Consider the following 22,690-nt stretch of genomic DNA (forward strand, 5'->3'; position numbering starts at 1 on the left):
GAGTTAGATTTTTATCAAATCACTCGTTCGGATTTTTCTTTATCTGAAACCCTTTTGTCCCAGCCTCTTTCTTTTTACTTATTTTCAGTATAGGGGGGTTCTTCGTTTACATCAGGGTCGGCATGAACAGGGTGTGAACCTGGTTCCTGTCGCGGTATATCCTGATGGAGGGATTTATTTTCATAATTGAAGGCACTATAATAGCGTTGGCCTTCTTCCCACGGGGTGCTTTTGTTTTCGACAGGGGTATGCTTTCCTCTTGGAGAACCATAGGGACCTTCGGGAAGGGTTTCAGGTACGATGAAATTGCGGTACGTTTCTACATTTGAGAAATCACTGTATACTTCTTCCTCTTTATCCTTGTAGTCGCGTTTTTTACTCATTTGATCTCCCACCTTTCATACCATTAGTATGTGAGGGGGAGATGGAGTTCATTCTCTCGGGAGCAATTGATTAAAGGATAATTTCACCCAAAAAGTCCCTTAATTCTTCTGCTTCTTCATCTGTTAATTTAAATACACTTTCTATATAGCCGGGTTCATCCAGGTCATCCCTTCCCATAATGGCAAAACGATTGCCTTGAAGGTCCAGTACTAATGATTTCCCGTAATACCGTTCCGTCTGAGTAATGGCCAGGTCATACCGTTGACTTTCCCCCATGAAACTTACGAACCGGGTTTTAGTGTTTTCCATATCATCATATAAATAAAAGCGTTCACTCATCACGATGTCCTCCTCTTTTTCTGCTCATTTCATCATACCAAACCAGAGCGGGAATTGCAGGATGTATCTGTATGATGCAGAAATTATGTTAAAATAAAGTGTGAGGATTTTGTCCAAGAAAGAGGTGTGCATCATGTATTTTGTAGACAGGGAAAAGATTGAAGAAATTCTGGTCTATATGAGTGAGCAGCTTACGATTGTCAGTCGTCAGGAGCAGTGGAACTCTACATTAGAAAAGCTTGCACTGGAGAGGAGTGCCCACGTCATTATAGAATCCATTCTGGATGTTGGAAACAGCATGATCGATGGATTTATCATGAGGGATCCCGGCAGCTATGAGGATATCATTGACATTCTCCTTGATGAGAAGGTGATCACTGACAGCATGAGTGAAGACCTTAAACGTCTCGTCGAGCAGCGGAAACGACTGGTCCAGGATTACACATGTGTTGATCACGAAAAGTTACATACAATCTTACATGAAGTGTCCGAAACGCTGAACCAATTCCCAACACAGGTCCGAAACTACCTGGAAAACGAACTGGGTCCTGTATCGGCATTTAAAAATTAAGAGTATTTGACAGCGCTTTCTATTTAGGGGCGCTGTCTTATTTTTCATTCAATGCCATACTGAATAATGGATATACTAAACATAACGTTATGGAGGTACTACAAGATGAAAGAATATAAAGGATATTTAATCGATCTCGATGGGACGATGTATAAAGGGAAAGAGAAGATCGAGGAAGCCGGTGACTTTGTAAGACGATTGCAGGAAAAAGGCTTACCTTATCTGTTCGTCACAAATAATTCTTCGCGGAGACCTGAGCAGGTAGCTGAGAAGTTGCGTTCATTTGACATCCCGGCAGAGAAGGAACAAGTATTTACAACATCCATGGCGACTGCTCAGTATATGGCGAAAGAAAAGCCGAACGGGACTGCCTATGTCATTGGTGAGGAAGGGATACGGTCTGCCCTTGAAGAAAACGGCATTATGTTTCAGGAAGATAAACCTGATTTCGTTGTGGTGGGCATCGACCGTGAGATCAATTATGAGAAGCTGTCACTCGCTTGCTTGGGAGTGAGGAATGGGGCCACGTTCATTTCAACGAATGGGGACATCGCGATTCCGACAGAGCGGGGGCTGCTTCCTGGGAATGGTTCCTTGACCTCTGTGGTGACCGTGTCCACTCAGACAGATCCGATTTTTATAGGAAAGCCGGAGTCCATCATCATGGAACAGGCACTATCTGTCCTGGGCGTGCAGAAGGAAGATACGCTGATGGTTGGAGATAATTATGACACGGATATTCTGGCTGGAATAAAAGCAGGGCTCGATACCTTGCTTGTTCATACAGGTGTCACAACGAAAGAGGCATTAAGTAAAAAGCATATTCAGCCAACCTATACAATTGAAACATTGGACCAATGGGATATATAATAACCAAAAAATATGGAGGCTGCAATGCAGCCCCCACATCTTTATTAGCCCTGCTGAGTACTCAAATAGAAAAAATGTCTTAAATTAGTAACATATTCATAATAGACAACACACGTCTGTATAAGTAAAATAGAACTAGTGTGAAAAGAAGTAAGCAAAATACTATTTATACTTCAGGGGACCTTTGTCACGGTCCTTTTCGCTAACAATATTTCCGCCTCTATAGCTATTGTTGAAAGTATGGTAGTAAGAACGTAAATTATACTCCTATTGTATTATGTGGTTTTCCTCTAACTAACTTTAATCTTTCCAATATTTGAGTACTCAGAAGGACCAGAAAACAGAAACTGAAGAGAGAAAGTAAAGATTTTTTCGATTTTTTTAAAAAATATTTAAGAATTAAGTGTAAAGGTATAAAACTAGGGTAAACATCAAAGGTAGTAGGGGACTATTAGCATTGATACCTTTTCAATTTCTAACTATTCTTTACGAATGCAAACAACTTTAAGAATGAAAGTCACTGTTTCTTAGCTTGATTTTCGAAACATTCCACGTCATTTCTAAAGAATTTTTAAAAGGGTAGTGAGGTAATGAGTATTACAGTTACAGGACTTGTCGGAAAGAAAATAAGGCACCATAGAAGAGCGAAAGAAATCACTATACAAGAATTAAGTCACAAATGTGGATTGACGGTCAATTATATTTCGTTGATTGAAAAGGGAGAGGCAAACCCTTCCCTGAACAAGCTGAATGCCATTGTATGTGCTCTTGATGTTCAGTGGGAAGACATTATGCCGACTTGTGAGGAACACGAAGACATCTACAATCAAACGATTCTTTAATGAACTAATTTTCTCTTTTTAATTTCTTGTTCGATCAGTATGATGAATTCATTACTGAGTTTTAACTGTTTTGCTTTTTCATAAGCATCGATCAGGGCTTTGTCACTCAGGAGCCGGATAAGAATTCACCTCAATTATTTTCAAACGTATGTATGGTTGGGTGGAACTTGTATACTCCAATGGTAGTGAGAGCCTTTATTCGGTGTGTATATTTTTTTTTGAATGTTCTGGGTACAATTATATTAAATATAATTACAACTATAATTGTAATTATATAAAATTATCCACTGATATGCAATCCTAAAGTTAGTTAAATGGATCTATTTATTCTTACTGTATAGTCATTTAGGGCAGATCGTATTATTTACCTTGTGTACTTTTTTTATCACTAAAAAATCAGACGACTCTGTCGTCTGATTTGGATACTTATTTCCTTCATTCTGAACATTTTGCCCTGTGTGCCAAACGGCTTGATGCGGCGGCTGCAATGGCGCCCACAATATCATCAAGGAAAGTATGGCACATTCCCGAAGATTTATCATTCAATTTCTCCAGTATCCCCGGTTTTTGCTTATCGATGTATCCGTAGTTTGTAAATCCAATCGAACCATATACATTCACAATGGAAAATGCCAGGATTTCATCCACACCGTATAAGCCCTCATCCACTTCTACAATCGCCTGCAGGGGCTCCATCAGCATTTTTTTCTCAGCTAATATATCAAGTTGAATGCCTGTCAGGATCGCATTCTGTACTTCACGCTTCGTTAACACACGCTCAACGTTATAAATACATTCCTTAAGTTCAAGATCAGGATGATACTTTTGTTGAAGGTACATGACTAATTGAGCGATATCTTCTATTTCCACTCCTCTTTCCTGCAGCCATTTACGTGCGGTACTTTCTAATAAATCCATTGATTCCTTATCCTTCATCCTATTCACCTTTTTCTTTGAAAGATTATATAACCCCTATTTCGATTAGACGAAGCCTTGTTTTACTCATATGATTCCCTTTTGGAAAATAGACATAATAATAGCTTCTATTCTCATTCTTGCCCATCTCTGGTTTTGGATATTCATGAATGGATCGGTTTAGTCGTTCTCCAACTATATAGAGAGAAGGTTATATACGAATGGCGAAAAAGAACGGTCATTATAGATAGGAGAGGTCTGTATGTCTCAAGAGATTCTGAATAAACATTTTGGGTTGCATCCTGAGCGGGCATTCTACGATGGAATGATGGATCGATATATGGTTGGGGGATTAGTATATAGTATTGTAGGCGTATCAAATATGGAACAGGAAACCCTGGTGGAACTTTACAAATTGGCTGAGCATCTAAAAAGTGCAGGAGATCGCCATGTTTCCACCTTTGTCCAGAGTAACGAAGGAAGATTCCTCGTTGTGGAAAAGGATAAAGACTATGTCGTCCTCAGAAATGAAAGCCTCCAGTCCCCACCTGACAAGAAGCTTGGCAGAAAGCTTAGTAAATTTCACTACAGGGGACGGACCTATGAAGAAAAGGTAGAAAAGATCAATCGCATGGGGCAGTGGAAGGGGCTGTGGGAAAAGAGGCTGGCTCAGTTGGAAAAGGCGTATTATCAGGTCATTCAGGATCAGCCTGCTGATGAATTTGAACGCCGGTTTGTGGAAAGCTATCCGTATTATAGTGCTTTGTCCGAGAACGCCATACAGTATCTGGTCGACACGGAACTGGATGAAGACCCGACGCCAGAGGACGCAGGCACGATTTGCCATGAACGGTTCCTTGAGTCCACCTGGGGGACGGAAGTGTGCATTCATTTTCCGTTTCAATGGGTATTCGATCACTGTACCCGGGACATAGCAGAATGGGTAAGGGAACGATATTTCATGAGGAGCCAAACATTTCATCCGGAGCTCCAGCAATTTATGAAAGAGTATGAATCGGTTACACCCCTTTCGCCATTTTCATGGCGGCTCCTGTATTCCCGGCTTTTATTCCCGCTGCATTATTTCGAGTGCGTAGAGGAGTATTACATTTCACAATCGGAGCAGAAGAAAAAGACGGTTGAAGAGAAGCTTGAGAGATATTTGAGAAATTCTCATCAGTACGAATCGTTTCTGTCTGATTTTTATCATCTGTCGGAGGTACCCGTTAAGAAATGGGGGATTCCTCTTATCGCCTGGTTATAACCCCTGCCCTTTAATGAGTGGGACCTTCGCTTTTATGCTAAACTGAAAAAAAGAAGTGAAGGTGGGGAATACATATGAAGCCATACGTCTATGTGACAAGAAAATTGCCGGAGTCCGTCATCGATCCGTTACGGGAAGATTTCAAGGTGGAGATGTGGGATCGGGAGGATGCACCTGTGCCAAGGAATATCCTCCTTGATAAAGCAGAGAAAGCTTCAGCATTACTGACCATGCTGTCGGACAAGGTCGACCGGGAGCTCTTACAGAGAGCAAGCTCCTTGAAGGTTGTATCCAACCTTGCAGTCGGCTATGACAATATAGATGTTGAAGCGGCAAAGGAAAAAGGGATCACCATTACGAATACGCCTGATGTATTGACAGAAACCACGGCCGACTTAACATTTGCCTTATTAATGGCTGTTGCAAGAAGGGTTGTTGAAGCCGACAGATATATAAAAGAAGGAAACTGGAAAAGCTGGTCACCCCTTCTCCTTGCAGGCACCGATATTCATCACAAAACCATGGGGATTGTCGGTATGGGAAGTATAGGTGAAGCTGTGGCGAGAAGGGCGAAAGGGTTCAATATGGATGTATTATACTACAATCGCTCCAGAAAGCCCGAAGCAGAAACTGGCATCGGAGTAAGGTATGCTCCATTCGAAGAGCTTCTTGCTCAATCGGATTTCGTTGTCATCCTTGCACCTCTGAGTCCTGACACAGAAGGGATGTTTCAGGAAGAGCAGTTTAAAATAATGAAGGATACATCGATGCTCATCAATGCAGCGCGGGGCCCTATCGTCAACGAAGATGCACTCGTACAGGCATTAAAAAGGGGGGACATCAGAGGAGCCGGATTGGATGTATTTGAAATCGAACCCATCAGTAAAGATCATCCTCTACTAAAGTTCGATCGAGTGGTCGCGCTTCCCCATATCGGAAGCTCTTCTCAGGATACCCGGAATAATATGATGACGCTTTGCGTGGAGAATATCAAAGCCGTTCTAAACGGAGACGGTCCGAAAACAGCGGTGAAGTAAAAGAAAAGCCTGAAATCCCTTGGTGGGATTTCAGGCTTTTAACATGCATTAGAATACTTGCTCTACTTCAACGATCCCAGGAACTTCTTCCACTAATGCGCGTTCGATTCCTGCTTTTAATGTGATGGTTGAACTTGGGCAGCTTCCACATGCACCAAGTAAGCGTAATTTCACAATGCCATCTTCAACGTCTACAAGTTCACAGTCTCCACCATCGCGAAGTAGGAACGGACGTAATTTATCTAATACTTCCTGAACGGGTGCAATCATTTCGTTTTCAGCCATAATTATCTACTCCTTTCCTTATTATCTATTATAATGACATATTCGCAAAAAATCTATCAACCTGCAAACGATTGGGCGCATCTTTTTCAAGAAATGTTTCCCATGCCAAGAAAATCTCATAATATGGTTCCAACCTTCCTGGTTTTTTTGTAAAATAAACAAAAGAAGAAACTAAGGGGAGAATCATATGGAGCGTAAGCCGGTTGAACTTCATGTTTATGGGGCGGAAATACTCTGTCCAAGCTGTGTAAACTTACCATCATCGAAAGAAACATATGAATGGCTGGAGGCTGCTGTGAGCAGGAAATATCCGAATCAGCCATTTATGATTAAATATGTGGACATTCACAATCCACCAGAAGAAGAATCTGTCAAACAGTTTGCCACAAGGGTGATTGAGGAAGATATGTTCTATCCGGTTGTTCTGTTGGAAGGAACTATTGTCGGAGAAGGAAACCCCCGCTTGAAGACGATTTACTCAGAACTTGAGAAATATGGATATAAGGCAGTTTAAGCCCTGAATTAGCCAATTTCATTTAAAGGAAATTGGCCTTTTTTATGTGTAACAGGCTCATGAATTGAAGCAACACCTTCATTATTATAAACTAATTAAGTAGACTGACTAGTCAGTTAATTAAAGGGGGTATATGATGAATTCGTTTGAATCTGTATTTCAGTCCAACTTTAAAAGCGGGGCATACTCATTTTATTCTCATTTGAGAGAAACGGAACCAGTATTCGCTGCTTGGGAAGGTGGAGAGCATACAACCTGGATCGTGTCTGGATATGAAGATGTGTTAGAACTATTAAAGACCCAATCGTTTATTAAAAATCAATCAAAGGTGTTTCCCGATTCAGAGCAAACCAACGATTTGCCTCTGGAGGCAAGGGTGTTCCAGCATATGATGCTCGATGTGGATCCACCTGACCATACACGGCTGAGAAAACTTGTACAGCCTTATTTCAATCCAAAACGGATACAGGAGCTTTCGCCCAGGATCGAGGCTGTTGCCGATCAACTGATCGATGAAATGAAGATGACAGAAGGCCCGGTAGACCTGATTAATGAGTTTGCCTTTCCCCTTCCTATCATCGTCATCTCCGAACTTCTTGGGGTACCGTCGGAGGATCGTGAAAAGTTCAGGCGTTGGTCCAACACCATTGTATCTGCATCTGACAATATGAGCGCTGATTTTCAAGGGGATGTAAGAGAATTTATCGAATACTTGACGCTTCTCTTTAAGGATAAGAAAGAAAATCCAAAGGAGGATTTGATTTCGAATTTGATCCTGCATGAGGAAGAAGGGGAACAGCTAACGGAAGATGAACTGTATTCGATGATCGTTCTTCTCATTATTGCTGGCCATGAAACAACTGTTAACCTGATTGGGAACGGGATGTATGCCCTCTTTGAACATCCACGCCAATTAGAGAAGCTGAGGAAGGATCACACTCTCATTGAGACGGCAATCGAAGAATCACTTCGTTTCTATAGTCCGGTTGATTTCTCTACAGCAAGGTGGTCTGCTGACGACATGGATTTCAAGGGAAAAAGCATCAAGAAAGGAGACATGGTGCTTGCTTCCATTTCTTCTGCCAACCGTGATGAAAGAAAATTTGAAGGTGCGGACACGTTCGATGTGACACGGAAGCCGAATCCTCATATGGCCTTCGGATATGGCATTCATTTCTGTTTAGGAGCGCCCCTTGCACGACTAGAAGGAAAGATAGCCTTTGAGAAACTGCTAAGAGCCTTTCCAAACATGACAATGGCCGGAAGTTCTGATGAATCGAATTGGAGGGACATGTTCCTGCTTAGAGGACTAAAGGAACTGCCCGTACATCTATATGCATAAGTAAATAGATAAAAGAAGAACCCCTACTGTTGGTAGTAGGGGTTGTTTTATCATCCATTATGATATTTATACATCCACAACACACCGGATTTCAACAAGCGGGCAACCCGTCCAGTGATGGAGCGTTCATTCACAAGTCCGAAACCGTGTTTCTTTCCAAGTGAGCCAAGAATCCCTTTTAACTTGATCTTCGGTAATTCTGCAGGGAGCTCTTCGTTGTTCCAGCGTTTCAGTAGTATCGTTACAATTTGTTCTGCTTGTCCTTCAGCCAGTTGGGCACTTGGGGCTTGAGGAAGGCTAGCGCAGTCCCCTACGACGTATACATGTTCATCCTGGGGAAGGTTGTGGTACTTTGTCAGGGTGACGCGACCGCTTGCATCCTTCTCCACGTCCATGTCACGAACGACCTTGCTTGGCTGGATTCCCGCGGTCCAAACGATGGCATCGCAGAAAATCTGCTCTTCGTGGTTATGTAACGTGTTGGGTTCCACTTTCGTGATATTGGAATTGTTCACGATTTCCACGCCGTTTTCATCAAACCAGCCGTGAACGTAAGCGCTTAGACGTTCAGGAAAGGCATTAAGAATACGCGGTCCACGGTCAAATAGCTTAATCTTCAGGTCCGAACGGCTTTCCCGAAGCTCACTGGCAAGTTCAATACCGCTTAATCCGGCTCCGACGATTCCGACAACGGAACCTGCAGGAAGGTTACACAGTGTTTGATACGTCTTACGGGACCTTTCAATCGTTTGAATCGAGAAAGTATGTTCGTCAGCACCCGGGACATTATGATATTTGTCCTCACACCCGAGACCGATGACAAGGTCATCATAAGGTACGGGATCCTGATCTTTCATCCGGACGAGTTTATTTTCCATATCAACGCCTGAGATATCTCCGTATACATAGGATAAACGGGCATGTTCCGGGAAGGATACGCGTACATGTTGATCTGAAATCGTACCCGCAGCCAAAGCATAATATTCTGTCTTCAGACAGTGATAAGGATTTCGGTCAATCAGGGTAATCGATACATCTTCAGGTAATTGGTTGGGTAATAAGCGAAGAAGGACGCGCATGTTGCCGTATCCTCCGCCAAGCAGCACTAATTGTTTCATGAAAATTTCCCCTTTTGCACTCTACATTATTGTTGAAATAGTGTGTTTGTATATGATTTATATCCCTATAAAGATCAGGGACAGGATTCAAAGGACATCCACGCCGAAACGGGTCCTGACAAAGTAAGCATTTTCAATATTAGACATATTTCAAGTAAATTCTACATTAATAAACCTATTAACATTAAAAGTATATCGAAATACAGGTGTTTTCACAACAGAAATAAGCGAAAATGTTCACAATCTGTTATACCATTACATGGAATGCAAATCATTGACGAGTGTCATAAAAAAAGGTAGCATAACAAAGAGTAGTGAGGTGATGGAATTGAAACCTATTATTGAATTTTGTATAAGCAATCTTGCTAGCGGTGCGCAAAAAGCGCTTGAAATATTGGAAAGAGACCCGAACCTTGATGTCATTGAGTACGGATGCCTGGGTTACTGCGGAAAATGCGCACAATCCTTCTATGCTCTCGTCAATGGGGAAGTCGTTACAGGTGACACACCTGAAGAACTCGTGGATGAGATCTATCAATTCCTTGAAGACAACCCGATGTTCTAATGTAAAGCCGGTTTAGCCGGCTTATTTTTTTTGTGTTTTTTTGGAGGATTTTTACAATATGTGAGAGAATGACTAGATGAGACAGTCAGAAAGGGTGAGGAGATCATTCGTTATTTTCAAGGAGTCATGCAGATGAACCTTAAGGTGCGGGACATGAAAGAGTCGAAAAGATGGTATACGGAAGTTCTAGGTCTTAAAGTACATAAAGATTATGGTACAACCGTGGTTTTTTCCTTTGGTGAAGAAATGTCGGCGGCTCTTTGCTTGATTGAAACAGGCGAGGCGGTCATTAGCGGGGAGACTTATCCGGTCTTACAAATATCTGAAGAGTACAAAGATGTTCTTTATAAGAATCTCGTGGAAAAAGGTGTAAGGGTGGAAAGCAATCCCGGACATCTTAGTCATTTTAAGTTCTATGATCCAGACGGGAATATGCTTGAGGCCTATTGTCCTGGGATATATGAAAAAAACTAGTGGACGCTTCCACTAGTTTTTTCATATGGATTTTGTTTCTTTATACACTTCCCGCATTTCGTACCATCGTTCTCTGGCCATTTCGATGATTTTTGGTTCGGTAGAGAGGTGCTGTTTACTGATCACCCGGGACAGATACGCAACCGACTCATTGATTTTATCCTGTCTTCTCAATAATTCAGCGATTAAATAAAGGAGCTTTGTCTCTGACATCAAAGAACCTGATGCGTTATCAGTCAAATAGGAGTCTATGTATTCATGTGTAGCGAGATTAATGAAGCGTCTTTCCTGATCTCCTTCCCCGATTTTGCGATATAGCCAGGCTGTCCGAAGGTATAAACCTGCAATGGTCATTTTTTTCTCTTTCTTGATCAAGGCGCAATAAGCCGCCAGTTTATAAGTGTTGATCGCGTCTTCATATGACCTGATCTTTCCATAATCCTGAGGTTTCCAGTGCAGACTGATTTTCTCTTCCAACTCAGCTTTCAGGACAGGAGGAATGTATGCCGTGAAATCATCTGTATATGAAAATCCACACCCTGGACAAACCGCCACGTTATAGAGCAGAGGATTTACATCGTCGGACTCGTACAAGGGACAAAAGTCGCTATCGTACCCTGACAGTTTCACAAAGCGGGAACGGATCCGCGTGGTACTGTAGGAGTGTTTACAAGAGAGACACTGTGTCTTCTTATCATAAAAGGGGGTCACAACCGTCATGTATATCACCTCGTAATCGGGACTATTTACCTTATTATACCTTGATGGAAGGTGGGTGGACCACTATTTTTTTGATTTTTTAAGTAAAAGGTCACAATTCGTTTGAATATTCTTAAATATTTACTTCCAAACGTCACCAAAGCCCCTTTGGTTGAGTAGTAAAATAGAAAGGAGTATACTAAGTAGTAAGAAATGAAAAGGTTGGGGGTGTAATGAATGAGTGAAGTTGTCATTCTAACAGAAGCTGCTGCCCTTCAGATAAAGGATATGATGAAGGAGCATGACGAAACAGATGCCATGTTACGTGTAGCGGTGAAAGGGGGAGGCTGCAGCGGCCTTTCTTACGGTATGGGATTCGAACATGACGTGCAGGATGGGGATACCACGACGGAGCAGCATGGAATCAAGCTGGTCGTGGCAAAAAATGATGCTGCCATCCTGAACGGTACAAAAATAGATTACAAGCAGTCCATGATGGGCGGCGGGTTCACGATCGACAATCCGAACGCCATCGCTTCATGCGGGTGCGGATCATCATTCGTGACGGCGACGAATAAGGGTACGCCGGAAAATTGCTAAACATAAAAAGGGACGGACCTCGGTTTACGAGGTCCGTCCCTTTTGAAATATTAATGAATATTCTTCAATGCTTCTTCGACAGGTGTGTCTCCGCTGAGTATTTCAAATACTTTATGGTTCGTTTCTTCGATGGTTAAAGAGTCAACAAGTACTTTTGCTACGTCTGCACGGGAAATGTCGCTGCTTTTATCCGTGATGCTTGAAGCCGCTGTAATCTTACCGGTGGCATCATCGAAGGAAAGGGCTCCCGGGCGTACGATGGTGTAATTCAAGCCGCTTTCTTTCAAGTGAGCATCCGCTGCACCTTTTGCCTTTAAGTAAAATTGCAATTCTTCAGGACCGCTTGAAGGATTATCGGCACCCATGGAGCTAAGCATCACAAAACGCTCGATGCCCATTTTCTTCGCATAATCCACTGCTTTCTTAGCGCCTTCCTGGTCGATCGCGAGAGTTTTATCATCTCCCGTAGATCCGCCGCTTCCGGCCGCGAAAATCACGGCATTCACATTCTCAAGGGCATACGAAAAGTCCTGTTCAAGATCGGCTACGATGGGTCTTGCCCCCAGGTCTTCCATTTCCTTGGCCTGTTCCGTTTTGCGAATCATGGCCCTGACGAAATGCTGGCTGCTGTTCGAGAGCTCTTTCACTATATGACGGCCAGTGTGACCGTTCGCTCCTATTACTAACACGTTCATTTTCTACATCATCCTTTATCTGAGTTTTTTGTCCTATTATTGGTCTACCCATTCAGGGTGAAAATAAACAAAACACTTGGTAAAGGAAGGTACGGTACCCGGGAGGTCCGTTAATTTTTTGATTGGATATTCTTCTTCATAAGAAAAGCAATCTCCCGACTGTTATCTTGATGAATTTGTTCAAGGTGCTCTATCACGCGCTGTTGTCTTTCCAGGGGGTGATTCTGACTCAGCTTGGCTTTTCCTTCAATGGACCGTATGGGGATTTTAAACCCGACAATCCCTTTTCGTAAACCGGTCTGGACCTTTTCATCGACATCGTCCAGTGAATATGGACTATCGGCATGCTCATAATTCTTTACAAGTGACGAAAGGGAACCGATAACCTCGGATTCATCCTCCAACAATTCAAGATTCCCATATACATGTACAGCCACATAATTCCAGGTAGGGACGGTTTGGTCGGTTTCATACCATGAAGGGGAGATGTATGCATGGGGCCCCTGGAAGACAATGAGCATTTCCTGACCGACGCTCTCACGCCACTGGGGATTGGCTTTGGCAAAATGTCCATAAAGACAATGGTTTTCCCTGTCTAACAAGAGAGGTAAATGGGTCGCAAAGGGCTTACCACTGTGCTGAGAAAAAAGGATGGCGAAACTATTTTCCTCTATGATTGAAAATAGCGTTTCTTGATCTTGAATGATGAATTCTTTCGGGATGTACATGGAATCCTCTCTTTTTTATGAAAAAGAGGCTCAGGAATCAATATCCCAAGCCTCCTGAATAAGAGCATGATGATCAATCTGTAAACATGGACGTACTGTGCATAGGCTGCACCCTTGCTTTTGGATCCATATATGCTTTCGCATTATTGACTGCAGTCGGGGCTTCTCCAAAACCGCTGGCAATGAGCTTGACTTTACCATCATACGTGCTGATATCACCAGCTGCATAAATGCCTGGGATATTCGTTTCCATTCTGGAATTGACGACAATGGAATTCTTCTCTATTTCAAGGCCCCAATCTTTTATCGGACCAAGGGATGAAACAAAGCCGAAGTTCACGATTAACTCATCAAGGTCGATAATTTCTTTTTCGTCCCCCTTCGTTTCCTCCAGTACGAGCTGATTGATTTTATCTTCATCAACAACCAATTCAGAAGGGACGAAAGGTGTCTTCAATTCAACTGATGAGTTGTGTAAATTCTCCACACTATGCTCGTGTGCCCGGAACTTATCACGTCTGTGTACAAGGTAAACCTTTTCAGCAACAGGCTCAAGCATCAGGGCCCAGTCGACTGCCGAGTCACCGCCGCCGCAAATGACGACTTTCTTATCCCGGAAGTGCTCCAGGTTATCAACGAAATAATGAAGATTCTTTCCTTCGAACCGGGGCGCATGTTCGAGTTCCAACCTGCGTGGCTGAAATGCGCCGTTTCCTGCCGTGATGATGATGGTCTTCGAGAAGTGGACTTCTTTATCCGTTGTAAGCTTGAACATGCCATCAGCCTGTTTCTCGACACCTTCCACCGCCTGCTCCAGACAGATCGTCGTTTCGAATTTAGCCATTTGTTCCTTGAGATTATTAACAAGATCCTGGGCTTTCACTTTAGGAAAACCGGCAACATCATATATGTATTTTTCCGGATATAAAGTAGCCAGCTGGCCACCGAGTTGTGGTAAGCTTTCGATGATCTTAACCGATGCTTTTCTCATACCGCCATAGAACGCCGTGAACAATCCCGTAGGACCGCCGCCTATGATCGTAATATCATACACTTTCTGATCTTCCTTCAATTTGACCCCTCCAACCATTTAGGTATGCTTCATTTTACTTTATTCTATCACACAGCTTTTGATTCTTCACAGTAATAGAAGTGATAAGTTCAGATAAATCAGACTTATATACGAAAGAGTCTGCGACTTTTGAATGATTCCAGGAAACATTTTTTAAATATTCTTAAGAATTCAATTTCCTATATATATCTTGAAAATGCCCGGCAAAAAGAATATTATGTAATGTAGACATATTGTTAAGAATTTATGACAATTTTCGCATAACTATGAAGTAGTTCGTGAAATTAGTCACATACTTTTGTTTTTATATTTTTTATACACTATTTTCCTCAAGAACCGAAGGGAAACATCGCGTTTGATTTGTTTTAGTTTCTTTTTTATAGGGAAAAAGATAATAGCATCAGATTGAACGGGATAAAAACGCATGATGTGGAGGACTCTAAGAGTATCCAAAGCAAATTTATCAAAAAAGGTGGATGTGATTCAGTTGAGAAAGCCAAGAATCGTTGTATTAGGTGCAGGTTACGGTGGATTAATGACGGTTACCCGTCTTCAAAAACAATTAGGTACAAATGAAGCAGAAATTATTTTAATTAATAAAAATGATTATCACTACGAAACCACTTGGTTACACGAAGCTTCTGCAGGTACTCTTCATCACGATCGTGTACGCTACGATGTAAAAGATGTTGTCAACACAAGCAAAGTCAACTTCTTACAATCTACTGTTGAAGACATCAAAGTAGAAGAGAAAAAGGTCATCACAGGTGACGGCGAAGTAGAATTCGATTACCTCGTTGTAGCACTGGGTGCAGAATCAGAAACATTCGGCATTCAAGGTCTTCATGAGCATGCATTCATGATTTCAAACATCAACTCTGCACGTCAAATCCGTGAGCACATTGAGTTACAATTTGCTACGTATAAGAACGAAGAAGAGAAGAACGATGAGCGTTTAACGATCGTTGTCGGTGGAGCTGGTTTCACTGGAATCGAATTCCTGGGTGAATTAGGTAACCGTGTTCCTGAGCTTTGTCATGAATATGATATCGATCGTAAGAAAGTACGTATTGTATGTGTGGAAGCTGCGCCAATGATCCTTCCAGGATTCGATCCTGAATTGGTGAAATATGCCCGTGCCAAGCTTGAGAAAAAAGGTGTTGAATTCCATATCGGAACTCCACTTAAAGAAGCAAAGGCAGACAGCGTACTCATCGCTAAAGGCGAAGACGAAGTGGAAGAAATCAAAGCTGGTACAATTGTATGGGCTGCAGGTGTTCGTGGTAACTCCATCATCGAAAAAGCAGGCATCGAAAACATGCGTGCCCGCGTCAAGATCAACAAAGATCTTCGCGCACCAGGACATGACAACATCTTCATCATCGGTGACTGTTCACTGATGATCAATGAAGAAACAGAGCGTCCATACCCGCCGACTGCACAAATCGCGATGCAGCAAGGTGAAGTGTGTGCACGTAACATCGCTTCTTTACTTCATGGTAAAGAAGAGCTTGAATTATTCACTCCAGACATTAAAGGAACAGTATGTTCACTAGGTGAAGATGACGCGATCGGTGTCGTTTACGGTAAGAAAATCACTGGAACAAAAGCTTCCTTCATGAAGAAGGTCGTTGATAACCGTGCTCTTTACATGGTTGGCGGACCATCACTTGTCTTCAAAAAAGGAAAGTTCAAGTTCTTTTAAGCCTTAAATGAATCAAATTAAAGCAGGGTGGATTCCACTCTGCTTTTTTTTATGGGAAAATGTAGAGGGGGTGCTTATCGTGAAAAGGGGAAAAGTTTGGCTGGCCGTTGCAGGGCTGATCATCGATGAAAATGGTAAATGGCTTGTAGTGAAAAAGAAGTACAGCGGATTAAAAGGTATGTGGTCACTACCGGCAGGGTTTGTAAATCCAGGAGAATCAGTGGACGAAGCGGTAGTGAGAGAAGTGAAAGAAGAAACAGGATTACATACAACGATCAAGGGTATTATAGGCGTTCGGTCAGGGGTCATCCAGCATGATATTAGTGACAATATGATGATCTTTCTGTTGGAAAACAAGGAAACTTCTTCAATTGAAATAGAAGAAAAAGAGTTGTGGGATGTTGGGTGGAAGTCACCTCAAGAATTATTGAAAGATGATCAAACATCCGTTATGGTCCATGAGATGATCAAACGACTGTCATCTCAGAACGGGTTAAATATGATTGAAGGTATCAATCCGGGAGATCAATTTGCATACACACGCTACAACTTATTTTTATAAAATTCTGTAAATTTTAAGAAAAAAAGAGATAATGAAAGAAAAACATAAATGTATTCGCTTTCTTAGAGGTACATCCCCTTTAGTGTCCCTTTTCTTTCTGAGAGATAGATGATATATTATCAGAAAATTAAGAAATTAAAGAAAAGGGAGAGGGAATTATGAGAGCTACTGCAAGTACTAAAACGAAATATTGTCTTTACTGTTCAGGAAAAGGATACTTTCAGTTAGTATTGGGTGGTTCTGAAACGTGTCCATGCTGCGGTGGCAGCGGGAAACAAAAATAAGCCTGATGGAATAGATCATCGAAGCAGACCTGTTTAAAAGGTCTGCTTTTTTAAGTTCGCAGGAAAAATAAGTTTATTTTGTGAATGAGCGACAAATCTTTCCTGAAAATATTGACGCTTACATTTCCCTCGGGGTACACTATTATTTAGTGTTTATGGAGGTGCAATAGATCAAATGCCTATACATGTAATGATTATTTCAATGCTTCTATTTTTTGTTCTATTTTTCGGAATAGGCTTTTTGCTGAATATGTTATTACGCATGACCTGGATCATGGCAATCATTTATCCGATTGTAGTCATTTTTATCGTGGACGAAGTTCGTTTTATAGATTATTTCAGAAATGCAGGAGAATCTTTTTCCGAGCTAGGGACAAGACTCAGCCATCTGGCAGCAGCTGACCTCGTCATCTTAGGAAGCGGCCTCGCCGGTGCCATCCTTTCCGGTATCGTAATGAGAATCTTAAGGGCAAAAGGATATCGCATGTTCTAACACCAACCGTTTGACCGGGACACCATCCCCGGGTTGAACGGTTTTTTTGTGGAGATTTATTTAAGAAAAAGATCCTCCCTCCCCGCGCGAATCTTGTGCCTGTAGCGGAAAGAAACGGTCCCCGTATTTACTTCAGTACCCATCGAAAATTCAGGCTATTAAAAGGTTGTTATTGAAGTGTTTTCTCCTAAAAAAACATCCGATTTAATTTTTTAATATTTAAACTATTCAACTATTTTATCAATTTATGCATATATCTCCACACCAATGGGAAGTATTAAGGGTGGGAGGAGTGAATGCATGAATCTGTTTAAAATTTGGACAAAGAGATTCGTAATGATCAGTCTGTTTATCCTGGCACTTGCAACGACTTTTCAATCAGTATCTGGTGTAGAGGCACAAACACTAAAGACCTGGTTGATGGAGAAGGGTGAAACTGATCAAACAACTCTGGATTATAAAGAGCATAAGACAAGCCCATTCAACTTGTCATTTAAGTTTCTTAAAAGGTTTACAGGCTACGAAACAAAGGTGTCAGCGAGTGCTTCTGTAAAACCTGCTACATTGGAAGAATCCGTAGATTGGGATCAATATACGAAACATACGGTTGTGGCGACCGGGTATACTGCCGGCGTCGAATCGACGGGGAAAGATCCGGGACATCCCCTCTATGGCATTACATATTCAGGAGTGAAAGTGAAGCGTGATCTGTACTCTACGATCGCAGCCGACACTTCCGTCTATCCTATCGGTACCATCCTGTTCATCCCTCATTATGGATATGGGGTTGTTGCAGACACAGGGAGCGCAATCAAAGGGAATAAATTGGACCTTTACTATGAGACCGTGGACGATGTCTATAATGAATGGGGCAAGCAGACACTGGACGTTTATGTGATCCAGATGGGTTCGGGTGAGCTATCGGAACAGCAATTAACGGCCTTGAATGAGAACAAGTCCATGCAAGTGTTCAGGCAACAGATCTTATCACCTGAAAAAGAATAATCGAAAGCACGCAGTTCCAATGTGAACAGCGTGCTTTTTCTATTAGCCTGCACTTTCCATCCGTGTTTGAACATCTGAAAAAGGGGAAGAGTAGAATTAGATTAGAAACTAAGAGGAGTGAATTGTATGAACAAAAGTCAATTAGACAAAATGAAGAACGGAAAAGGATTCATCGCTGCCCTTGACCAAAGCGGCGGCAGTACGCCGAAGGCACTGGCGGCATACGGTTTGCTTGAAGACTCTTATTCAAGTGAGGAAGAAATGTTTGATAAGGTCCATGAAATGCGGACACGAATCATCACGTCCCCGTCCTTCAGCCCTGACAGTATTCTGGGTGTCATCCTTTTCGAACAAACGATGGATAGCAAAATTGAAGGAAAATATACAGCGGATTATCTTGCTGATAAAGGAATCGTACCTTTCTTGAAAGTGGATAAGGGGCTTGCGGAAGAGGAAAATGGCGTTCAGCTTATGAAGCCGATCTCTGATCTGGAAGAGACTCTCCGTCGTGCCAATGAACGGGGGATTTTCGGTACGAAAATGCGCTCGGTCATCCATGAGCCAAATGAGAGTGGAATTAAAGAAGTCGTTCAGCAACAATTCGAAATTGGAAAACGCATCATCGAGGCTGGTTTAGTCCCAATCATTGAACCTGAAGTGAATATTCACAGTGAACAAAAGGAAAAATCCGAAGAGATTCTGAGTAATGAAATAATGGAACATTTGAATGGATTATCAGAAGAAGAAAACGTAATGCTGAAGCTTTCGATTCCAACAAAAGCGAATGCATTTAAAGAATTGGTCGAGCATCCTCGCGTTGTACGTGTCGTGGCGCTTTCAGGAGGCTACTCCCGCGAAGAAGCAAATGAGAAGCTGAGAGAAAATGATGGTGTGATTGCAAGCTTTTCCAGGGCTTTGGCAGCTGACTTGAATGCCAATCAAACGCAGGAAGAATTTGATGCAGCGTTGAAGAAAGCCGTAGATTCCATTTATGATGCGTCGGTCCATAAGAAATAGAAATGTATCGTATGATAAAAAGACAAGCCTGCTCACCTCCAAGGGAATGAGCAGGCTTGTTCTATATACCGCGATATAAATCAGGGTGCAGCAACCCTGCAAGCTTTACAGCTCCTTTTAGAAGAAGTGGCGATGGCCTGCAATAAAGGGCTTCTTCCAACACGAATATCTGGTCCTGTTGTACAGCCTGCAATTCACTCCAGCGGGGCCGCTTCTTTACGAGCTCCGGATTCATCCGGTCTTGCCGGACACCCACCCAGGCAAGGCAAATATAATCCGGTTTGCGCCTGACTACGTCTTCCCAATCGGTTTGCACACTTGCCAATTCTACATCATCAAACAGGTTCTTTGCACCGACCATTTCACTTAACTCGGTCAGCCAGTTGATCTTACCGGGGGTGAAGACCGGCTTTGGCCACCATTCCCAATAAAGGGAAGGAGGATGTGACACTTTCGCACCGATGGATTTTAAGCTATCTACAGTACTCATGAATTCCTTGCGACACTTTATGGCGTGTTCTCCGATTCCGCAAGCTTTCCCCACGGTTAAAAGATCATCCGCAATATCAGTGAAACTCTGAGGATTCAGCGTGATATGAGGGATTTTCCTTTTTTCAAGTTCTTCTATATTCTTTTCCATCCCGGGTACGCTTAATGACGAAAGCACCAGGTCCGGCTTCAATGACTCCAGTTTATCCATGTTGATGGACAAATCAGGTCCAAGCTGGGGAAGGGACTTTACCTCCCCAGGATAATCCGAATAATCATCGACGCCTACGAGGGCCGGTGTCAATCCAAGGTAGTCGATAATTTCTGTATTACTGGGACAAATGGAAACGATTCTCATGATCACACTCCTAGACAATAAAGAAATAATGAAGAAGAAGCGTCAGGATGATGCCAGAAAGTCCGCCAAAGAATACTTCAATGGGTTTATGCCCCAGTAATTCCTTTAGCTCTTTGCGCTTTTCCTGTTCAGGCTTATTTTGCCAGCCCTTTGCTTCTGACATGAATCTCTGGAAGTCCACCATCAATTGATTGAGCACGATGGCCTGTTCCCCGGCCTGTCTTCTGACGCCGGTAGCATCAAACATCGTGATGATGGCAAACATGGCGGACACGGCGAAAATGGGGGAAGAGAGTCCCACTTCAAGGGCCACTCCCGTTGATAATGCGGTCACGGCTGCTGAATGAGAGCTTGGCATCCCACCAGTCGATGTGATCAATGACCAATTCCATTCCCTCGTGGCGATAAATTGTATGGGAACTTTAACAAATTGAGCAAAAAAGATGGAAAATAAAGAAGCCCATAATGGAAAATTAAACAGTACTTCCATGCTGTGAAATGCCACCCTTTCAATTGTTTGAATAAAAATAATGTTCTCATTATATCATACCCTATTTACCATCGGTTTAACTTTGATGGGAGATTGTTAGAAAGTCGAAATAATGGGACATCTCCGTTATAATAAGGAGTGGAGGTGTCGGTAAACATGAAATTTTCTATTAATCAAAATGAAGTAACGACTGCAAGTGGGGAATGCCTGATTGTCGGAATTTACAATCAGCCAACATTTGAAGGTGAGCTGAAAGCACTCGATCACACATTTGAAGGCTATCTTACTCAGCTTGTGAAAGATGGAGACATTTCTGCTAAGCATAAGAAAGTGTCAAAGATACATACGTTTGGAAAGCTTGAAGCGAAAAGAGTGTTATTTGTAGGTCTTGGAAAGCAAAAAGAATTGACGTTTGATCGCTTAAAAGAGTCATTGGGTACTGCGTCGAAAGCATTAAAGGATATGAAAGTATCTTCGTTCTCTGTCTCACTCGATACATTTGTGTCTGATGAGATGATGGCAACGGATGTAGCCCATGCATTCATGGAAGCCTTTACGATGTCCACTTATGAGTTCCAGGGCTATAAGAAGAAATCGAATGAACCGGAAGTACATGTAGAAGCAATCGAATTTTTTACAAATGGAGATTCGAAAGAAGTAGAGACGGCATTACACATCGGTTCCGCCTTTGGTAATGGAGTAAACTCTGCACGTACACTGGTGAACACACCTGGCAATCTATTAACATCGACAAAGTTGGCAGAGTACGCCCTGGAATTAGCTGAAAGATACAACTTTGAAGTGGAGATCCTCGACAAAGAAGAGATGGAGCACCTTGGGATGGGCGCGCTTCTCGCTGTAAACCAGGGATCTGTGGAACCCCCGAAAATGATCGTCCTTAAGTACAACGGGAAAGAGGATTGGAAAGATGTGATCGGATTAGTCGGAAAAGGGATTACGTTTGATACAGGCGGCTACTCCCTTAAACCAAAGGATGGAATCGTGGGGATGAAAACCGACATGGGCGGCGCTGCGGCAGTACTCGGTGCCATGGAAATCATCGGTGAAATCAAACCGGAACAAAATGTGGTCGCCGTCATCCCTTCAACAGACAATATGGTGAGTGGCGCTGCATTCAAGCCTGATGATGTGATTACATCCATGAGCGGTAAAACCATTGAAGTGTTAAATACCGACGCTGAGGGGCGTCTGGCGTTAGCTGACGGTATGACCTATGCGAAGCATCAGGGAGCTAACTACTTAGTGGATGTTGCCACACTGACCGGTGGTGTCATCGTTGCCCTTGGTGAAGATAAAACGGGTGCCCTTACGAATAATGAAGCATTCTTCGAACAGGTGTTGGAAGCTTCAGGTGAGTCAGGTGAATATATTTGGCAGCTTCCTTATACGGAAAATGATAAAAAGCGTGTACGGGGAAGCGATATTGCCGACTTGAACAACTCACCTGGCCGCGCGGGGCATGCCATCATGGGTGGAGCCTTCGTCGGGGAATTTGCAGAAGGTCTGCCTTGGGTACACCTTGATATTGCAGGAACGGCTACGACCAAAGGAAGCCATGATCTGGGTCCTTCAGGTGCAACGGGCGTCATGGCTAGGACGCTTGCACTACTGGTCGAACGTTTTGAGCCTTTAGAGAAGTAAGTACGATTGGAGAGTCTTTTTTCAGTGCCTGAGTAAGGGAGGTGCTGGGAGAAGGCTTTTTTTGTTGTGAGATTTGTAGATGAAGGGGGGGAGATGGGAGTGGTAGGTGATAAATGGTAAAAGACGCAATTAGGGCTGGGGAGGACGCAATTAAGTTAGAAAATGACGCAATAGATGGAAAAATGACGCAATTATGTAGAGAAATGACGCAATTCCCACGAATCCAGATTAAGTCCATATAATTGTGTGATTAAGTCCATATAATTGTGTAAAAAGAAAGAGTCATTTTATTCCTTCTTGTCAACACTGTT

General features: G+C 42.6%; 29 protein-coding genes. 17 read left to right on the top strand and 12 right to left on the bottom strand.

What is annotated here, in order from left to right; all coding sequences use genetic code 11:
- Positions 1-74: 74 nt before the first annotated feature.
- Complete coding sequence (locus SLH55_RS22245) at positions 75-383, bottom strand: cytosolic protein (RefSeq protein ID WP_219166199.1); 309 nt, start codon at positions 381-383, stop codon at positions 75-77.
- 70 nt (positions 384-453) lie between these two features.
- On the bottom strand, positions 454-723 hold the full coding sequence (locus tag SLH55_RS22250) for a DUF3055 domain-containing protein (protein ID WP_219166200.1): 270 nt from the start codon (positions 721-723) through the stop codon (positions 454-456).
- 133 nt (positions 724-856) lie between these two features.
- Between SLH55_RS22250 and SLH55_RS22255 the strand changes: the two genes are divergently transcribed.
- From SLH55_RS22255 to SLH55_RS22265, 3 genes are all read left to right on the top strand, one after another.
- A complete protein-coding gene (locus tag SLH55_RS22255) occupies positions 857-1,294 on the top strand; it encodes a DUF86 domain-containing protein (RefSeq protein ID WP_320324501.1) in 438 nt (145 codons plus the stop codon).
- A 105-nt stretch (positions 1,295-1,399) separates the two neighbouring features.
- Positions 1,400-2,164 (top strand): TIGR01457 family HAD-type hydrolase, encoded by a 765-nt coding sequence (locus SLH55_RS22260; RefSeq protein ID WP_320324502.1) that lies wholly within the window; start codon positions 1,400-1,402, stop codon positions 2,162-2,164.
- A 590-nt stretch (positions 2,165-2,754) separates the two neighbouring features.
- Positions 2,755-3,006 (top strand): helix-turn-helix domain-containing protein, encoded by a 252-nt coding sequence (locus SLH55_RS22265; protein ID WP_098350080.1) that lies wholly within the window; start codon positions 2,755-2,757, stop codon positions 3,004-3,006.
- Here the strand turns inward: SLH55_RS22265 and sda are convergent.
- On the bottom strand, positions 3,003-3,131 hold the full coding sequence (gene sda / locus SLH55_RS22270; protein ID WP_308807546.1) for a sporulation histidine kinase inhibitor Sda: 129 nt from the start codon (positions 3,129-3,131) through the stop codon (positions 3,003-3,005). The two genes, SLH55_RS22265 and sda, sit on opposite strands and share 4 nt — an antisense overlap.
- A 310-nt stretch (positions 3,132-3,441) precedes the next feature.
- The gene (locus SLH55_RS22275) at positions 3,442-3,924 is read right to left on the bottom strand and encodes a phosphatidylglycerophosphatase A (protein WP_413787122.1); all 483 of its coding nucleotides are present in this window, start codon (positions 3,922-3,924) and stop codon (positions 3,442-3,444) included.
- 259 nt (positions 3,925-4,183) lie between these two features.
- Between SLH55_RS22275 and yutH the strand changes: the two genes are divergently transcribed.
- Together yutH and SLH55_RS22285 are read left to right on the top strand one after the other, a co-directional pair.
- On the top strand, positions 4,184-5,185 hold the full coding sequence (yutH, locus tag SLH55_RS22280; protein WP_219166204.1) for a spore coat putative kinase YutH: 1,002 nt from the start codon (positions 4,184-4,186) through the stop codon (positions 5,183-5,185).
- A 74-nt stretch (positions 5,186-5,259) separates the two neighbouring features.
- On the top strand, positions 5,260-6,222 hold the full coding sequence (locus tag SLH55_RS22285) for a D-glycerate dehydrogenase (RefSeq protein ID WP_320324504.1): 963 nt from the start codon (positions 5,260-5,262) through the stop codon (positions 6,220-6,222).
- A 48-nt stretch (positions 6,223-6,270) separates the two neighbouring features.
- Here SLH55_RS22285 and SLH55_RS22290 read toward each other — a convergent pair whose 3' ends face one another.
- The gene (locus SLH55_RS22290; RefSeq protein ID WP_034763763.1) at positions 6,271-6,507 is read right to left on the bottom strand and encodes a NifU family protein; all 237 of its coding nucleotides are present in this window, start codon (positions 6,505-6,507) and stop codon (positions 6,271-6,273) included.
- 187 nt (positions 6,508-6,694) lie between these two features.
- Here SLH55_RS22290 and SLH55_RS22295 point away from each other — a divergent pair, with 187 nt between their 5' ends.
- Both SLH55_RS22295 and SLH55_RS22300 read left to right on the top strand, forming a co-directional pair.
- Complete coding sequence (locus SLH55_RS22295) at positions 6,695-7,021, top strand: YuzD family protein (RefSeq protein ID WP_219166206.1); 327 nt, start codon at positions 6,695-6,697, stop codon at positions 7,019-7,021.
- A gap of 136 nt (positions 7,022-7,157) precedes the next feature.
- Positions 7,158-8,363 (top strand): cytochrome P450 family protein, encoded by a 1,206-nt coding sequence (locus SLH55_RS22300; RefSeq protein WP_219166207.1) that lies wholly within the window; start codon positions 7,158-7,160, stop codon positions 8,361-8,363.
- Between the two features lie 50 nt (positions 8,364-8,413).
- Here the strand turns inward: SLH55_RS22300 and SLH55_RS22305 are convergent, their stop codons facing one another.
- On the bottom strand, positions 8,414-9,481 hold the full coding sequence (locus SLH55_RS22305) for an NAD(P)/FAD-dependent oxidoreductase (protein WP_219166208.1): 1,068 nt from the start codon (positions 9,479-9,481) through the stop codon (positions 8,414-8,416).
- Between the two features lie 322 nt (positions 9,482-9,803).
- Between SLH55_RS22305 and SLH55_RS22310 the strand changes: the two genes are divergently transcribed.
- Together SLH55_RS22310 and SLH55_RS22315 are read left to right on the top strand one after the other, a co-directional pair.
- Positions 9,804-10,046 (top strand): YuzB family protein, encoded by a 243-nt coding sequence (locus SLH55_RS22310; protein WP_034763769.1) that lies wholly within the window; start codon positions 9,804-9,806, stop codon positions 10,044-10,046.
- A gap of 132 nt (positions 10,047-10,178) precedes the next feature.
- Positions 10,179-10,520 (top strand): VOC family protein, encoded by a 342-nt coding sequence (locus SLH55_RS22315; protein WP_320324505.1) that lies wholly within the window; start codon positions 10,179-10,181, stop codon positions 10,518-10,520.
- A 21-nt stretch (positions 10,521-10,541) separates the two neighbouring features.
- On the opposite strand, the gene SLH55_RS22320 is transcribed toward SLH55_RS22315, so the two are convergent.
- Complete coding sequence (locus SLH55_RS22320; protein ID WP_219166210.1) at positions 10,542-11,240, bottom strand: DUF2225 domain-containing protein; 699 nt, start codon at positions 11,238-11,240, stop codon at positions 10,542-10,544.
- A gap of 216 nt (positions 11,241-11,456) precedes the next feature.
- Between SLH55_RS22320 and SLH55_RS22325 the strand changes: the two genes are divergently transcribed.
- Positions 11,457-11,819, top strand: a complete 363-nt coding sequence (locus SLH55_RS22325; RefSeq protein WP_219166211.1) for a HesB/IscA family protein — start codon at positions 11,457-11,459, stop codon at positions 11,817-11,819.
- A gap of 50 nt (positions 11,820-11,869) precedes the next feature.
- On the opposite strand, the gene SLH55_RS22330 is transcribed toward SLH55_RS22325, so the two are convergent.
- The 3 genes from SLH55_RS22330 to SLH55_RS22340 all read right to left on the bottom strand — a co-directional run bounded on the left by SLH55_RS22330 (position 11,870) and on the right by SLH55_RS22340 (position 14,314).
- Entirely contained in the window at positions 11,870-12,514 is a 645-nt protein-coding gene (locus SLH55_RS22330; protein ID WP_219166212.1) for an SDR family oxidoreductase, read from the bottom strand.
- A 110-nt stretch (positions 12,515-12,624) separates the two neighbouring features.
- Positions 12,625-13,242, bottom strand: coding sequence for an FMN-binding negative transcriptional regulator (locus SLH55_RS22335; protein WP_320324506.1), 618 nt, complete (start codon positions 13,240-13,242; stop codon positions 12,625-12,627).
- Between the two features lie 73 nt (positions 13,243-13,315).
- Positions 13,316-14,314 carry an NAD(P)/FAD-dependent oxidoreductase gene (locus SLH55_RS22340; RefSeq protein WP_219166214.1) on the bottom strand — a complete coding sequence of 333 codons (999 nt, stop codon included), beginning with the start codon at positions 14,312-14,314 and terminating at the stop codon, positions 13,316-13,318.
- A gap of 487 nt (positions 14,315-14,801) precedes the next feature.
- Between SLH55_RS22340 and SLH55_RS22345 the strand changes: the two genes are divergently transcribed.
- The 6 genes from SLH55_RS22345 to SLH55_RS22370 all read left to right on the top strand — a co-directional run bounded on the left by SLH55_RS22345 (position 14,802) and on the right by SLH55_RS22370 (position 19,380).
- Positions 14,802-16,019 carry an NAD(P)/FAD-dependent oxidoreductase gene (locus tag SLH55_RS22345; protein WP_219166215.1) on the top strand — a complete coding sequence of 406 codons (1,218 nt, stop codon included), beginning with the start codon at positions 14,802-14,804 and terminating at the stop codon, positions 16,017-16,019.
- Between the two features lie 76 nt (positions 16,020-16,095).
- Positions 16,096-16,581, top strand: a complete 486-nt coding sequence (locus SLH55_RS22350) for an NUDIX hydrolase (RefSeq protein ID WP_320324510.1) — start codon at positions 16,096-16,098, stop codon at positions 16,579-16,581.
- A gap of 158 nt (positions 16,582-16,739) precedes the next feature.
- Positions 16,740-16,865, top strand: coding sequence for a YuiA family protein (locus SLH55_RS22355; RefSeq protein ID WP_172655674.1), 126 nt, complete (start codon positions 16,740-16,742; stop codon positions 16,863-16,865).
- Positions 16,866-17,040: 175 nt separating this feature from the next.
- Positions 17,041-17,358, top strand: a complete 318-nt coding sequence (locus tag SLH55_RS22360; protein WP_226677107.1) for a YuiB family protein — start codon at positions 17,041-17,043, stop codon at positions 17,356-17,358.
- Between the two features lie 300 nt (positions 17,359-17,658).
- Positions 17,659-18,363, top strand: coding sequence for a 3D domain-containing protein (locus tag SLH55_RS22365; protein WP_219166216.1), 705 nt, complete (start codon positions 17,659-17,661; stop codon positions 18,361-18,363).
- Between the two features lie 126 nt (positions 18,364-18,489).
- Positions 18,490-19,380, top strand: coding sequence for a fructose bisphosphate aldolase (locus SLH55_RS22370; protein ID WP_320324507.1), 891 nt, complete (start codon positions 18,490-18,492; stop codon positions 19,378-19,380).
- Between the two features lie 61 nt (positions 19,381-19,441).
- Here SLH55_RS22370 and SLH55_RS22375 read toward each other — a convergent pair whose 3' ends face one another.
- Both SLH55_RS22375 and SLH55_RS22380 read right to left on the bottom strand, forming a co-directional pair.
- Positions 19,442-20,227 (bottom strand): cobalamin-binding protein, encoded by a 786-nt coding sequence (locus tag SLH55_RS22375; RefSeq protein ID WP_320324508.1) that lies wholly within the window; start codon positions 20,225-20,227, stop codon positions 19,442-19,444.
- A 10-nt stretch (positions 20,228-20,237) separates the two neighbouring features.
- A complete protein-coding gene (locus SLH55_RS22380) occupies positions 20,238-20,717 on the bottom strand; it encodes a divergent PAP2 family protein (RefSeq protein ID WP_219166219.1) in 480 nt (159 codons plus the stop codon).
- Between the two features lie 156 nt (positions 20,718-20,873).
- On the opposite strand from SLH55_RS22380, the gene SLH55_RS22385 reads away from it, so the two are divergent.
- Entirely contained in the window at positions 20,874-22,379 is a 1,506-nt protein-coding gene (locus tag SLH55_RS22385) for a leucyl aminopeptidase (RefSeq protein ID WP_320324509.1), read from the top strand.
- The last annotated feature ends 311 nt before the right edge of the window (positions 22,380-22,690 follow it).

The organism is Rossellomorea sp. YZS02, from assembly GCF_033963925.1.
GTDB lineage: Bacteria > Bacillota > Bacilli > Bacillales > Bacillaceae_B > Rossellomorea.

What these genes read in the sequence shown, in the direction of transcription:
- yutH (WP_219166204.1), top strand. Translation starts at nt 4,184, where the DNA reads ATGTCTCAAGAGATTCTGAATAAACATTTTGGGTTGCATCCTGAGCGG.
- SLH55_RS22255 (WP_320324501.1), top strand. Translation starts at nt 857, where the DNA reads ATGTATTTTGTAGACAGGGAAAAGATTGAAGAAATTCTGGTCTATATG.
- SLH55_RS22315 (WP_320324505.1), top strand. Translation starts at nt 10,179, where the DNA reads ATGAACCTTAAGGTGCGGGACATGAAAGAGTCGAAAAGATGGTATACG.
- SLH55_RS22335 (WP_320324506.1), bottom strand. Translation starts at nt 13,242, where the DNA reads ATGTACATCCCGAAAGAATTCATCATTCAAGATCAAGAAACGCTATTT.
- SLH55_RS22265 (WP_098350080.1), top strand. Translation starts at nt 2,755, where the DNA reads ATGAGTATTACAGTTACAGGACTTGTCGGAAAGAAAATAAGGCACCAT.
- SLH55_RS22285 (WP_320324504.1), top strand. Translation starts at nt 5,260, where the DNA reads ATGAAGCCATACGTCTATGTGACAAGAAAATTGCCGGAGTCCGTCATC.
- SLH55_RS22300 (WP_219166207.1), top strand. Translation starts at nt 7,158, where the DNA reads ATGAATTCGTTTGAATCTGTATTTCAGTCCAACTTTAAAAGCGGGGCA.
- SLH55_RS22320 (WP_219166210.1), bottom strand. Translation starts at nt 11,240, where the DNA reads ATGACGGTTGTGACCCCCTTTTATGATAAGAAGACACAGTGTCTCTCT.
- SLH55_RS22305 (WP_219166208.1), bottom strand. Translation starts at nt 9,481, where the DNA reads ATGAAACAATTAGTGCTGCTTGGCGGAGGATACGGCAACATGCGCGTC.
- SLH55_RS22275 (WP_413787122.1), bottom strand. Translation starts at nt 3,924, where the DNA reads ATGGATTTATTAGAAAGTACCGCACGTAAATGGCTGCAGGAAAGAGGA.
- SLH55_RS22355 (WP_172655674.1), top strand. Translation starts at nt 16,740, where the DNA reads ATGAGAGCTACTGCAAGTACTAAAACGAAATATTGTCTTTACTGTTCA.
- SLH55_RS22330 (WP_219166212.1), bottom strand. Translation starts at nt 12,514, where the DNA reads ATGAACGTGTTAGTAATAGGAGCGAACGGTCACACTGGCCGTCATATA.
- SLH55_RS22325 (WP_219166211.1), top strand. Translation starts at nt 11,457, where the DNA reads ATGAGTGAAGTTGTCATTCTAACAGAAGCTGCTGCCCTTCAGATAAAG.
- SLH55_RS22385 (WP_320324509.1), top strand. Translation starts at nt 20,874, where the DNA reads ATGAAATTTTCTATTAATCAAAATGAAGTAACGACTGCAAGTGGGGAA.
- SLH55_RS22295 (WP_219166206.1), top strand. Translation starts at nt 6,695, where the DNA reads ATGGAGCGTAAGCCGGTTGAACTTCATGTTTATGGGGCGGAAATACTC.
- SLH55_RS22380 (WP_219166219.1), bottom strand. Translation starts at nt 20,717, where the DNA reads ATGGAAGTACTGTTTAATTTTCCATTATGGGCTTCTTTATTTTCCATC.
- SLH55_RS22310 (WP_034763769.1), top strand. Translation starts at nt 9,804, where the DNA reads ATGGAATTGAAACCTATTATTGAATTTTGTATAAGCAATCTTGCTAGC.
- SLH55_RS22245 (WP_219166199.1), bottom strand. Translation starts at nt 383, where the DNA reads ATGAGTAAAAAACGCGACTACAAGGATAAAGAGGAAGAAGTATACAGT.
- SLH55_RS22365 (WP_219166216.1), top strand. Translation starts at nt 17,659, where the DNA reads ATGAATCTGTTTAAAATTTGGACAAAGAGATTCGTAATGATCAGTCTG.
- SLH55_RS22290 (WP_034763763.1), bottom strand. Translation starts at nt 6,507, where the DNA reads ATGGCTGAAAACGAAATGATTGCACCCGTTCAGGAAGTATTAGATAAA.
- SLH55_RS22375 (WP_320324508.1), bottom strand. Translation starts at nt 20,227, where the DNA reads ATGAGAATCGTTTCCATTTGTCCCAGTAATACAGAAATTATCGACTAC.
- SLH55_RS22250 (WP_219166200.1), bottom strand. Translation starts at nt 723, where the DNA reads ATGAGTGAACGCTTTTATTTATATGATGATATGGAAAACACTAAAACC.
- SLH55_RS22370 (WP_320324507.1), top strand. Translation starts at nt 18,490, where the DNA reads ATGAACAAAAGTCAATTAGACAAAATGAAGAACGGAAAAGGATTCATC.
- SLH55_RS22260 (WP_320324502.1), top strand. Translation starts at nt 1,400, where the DNA reads ATGAAAGAATATAAAGGATATTTAATCGATCTCGATGGGACGATGTAT.
- SLH55_RS22360 (WP_226677107.1), top strand. Translation starts at nt 17,041, where the DNA reads ATGCCTATACATGTAATGATTATTTCAATGCTTCTATTTTTTGTTCTA.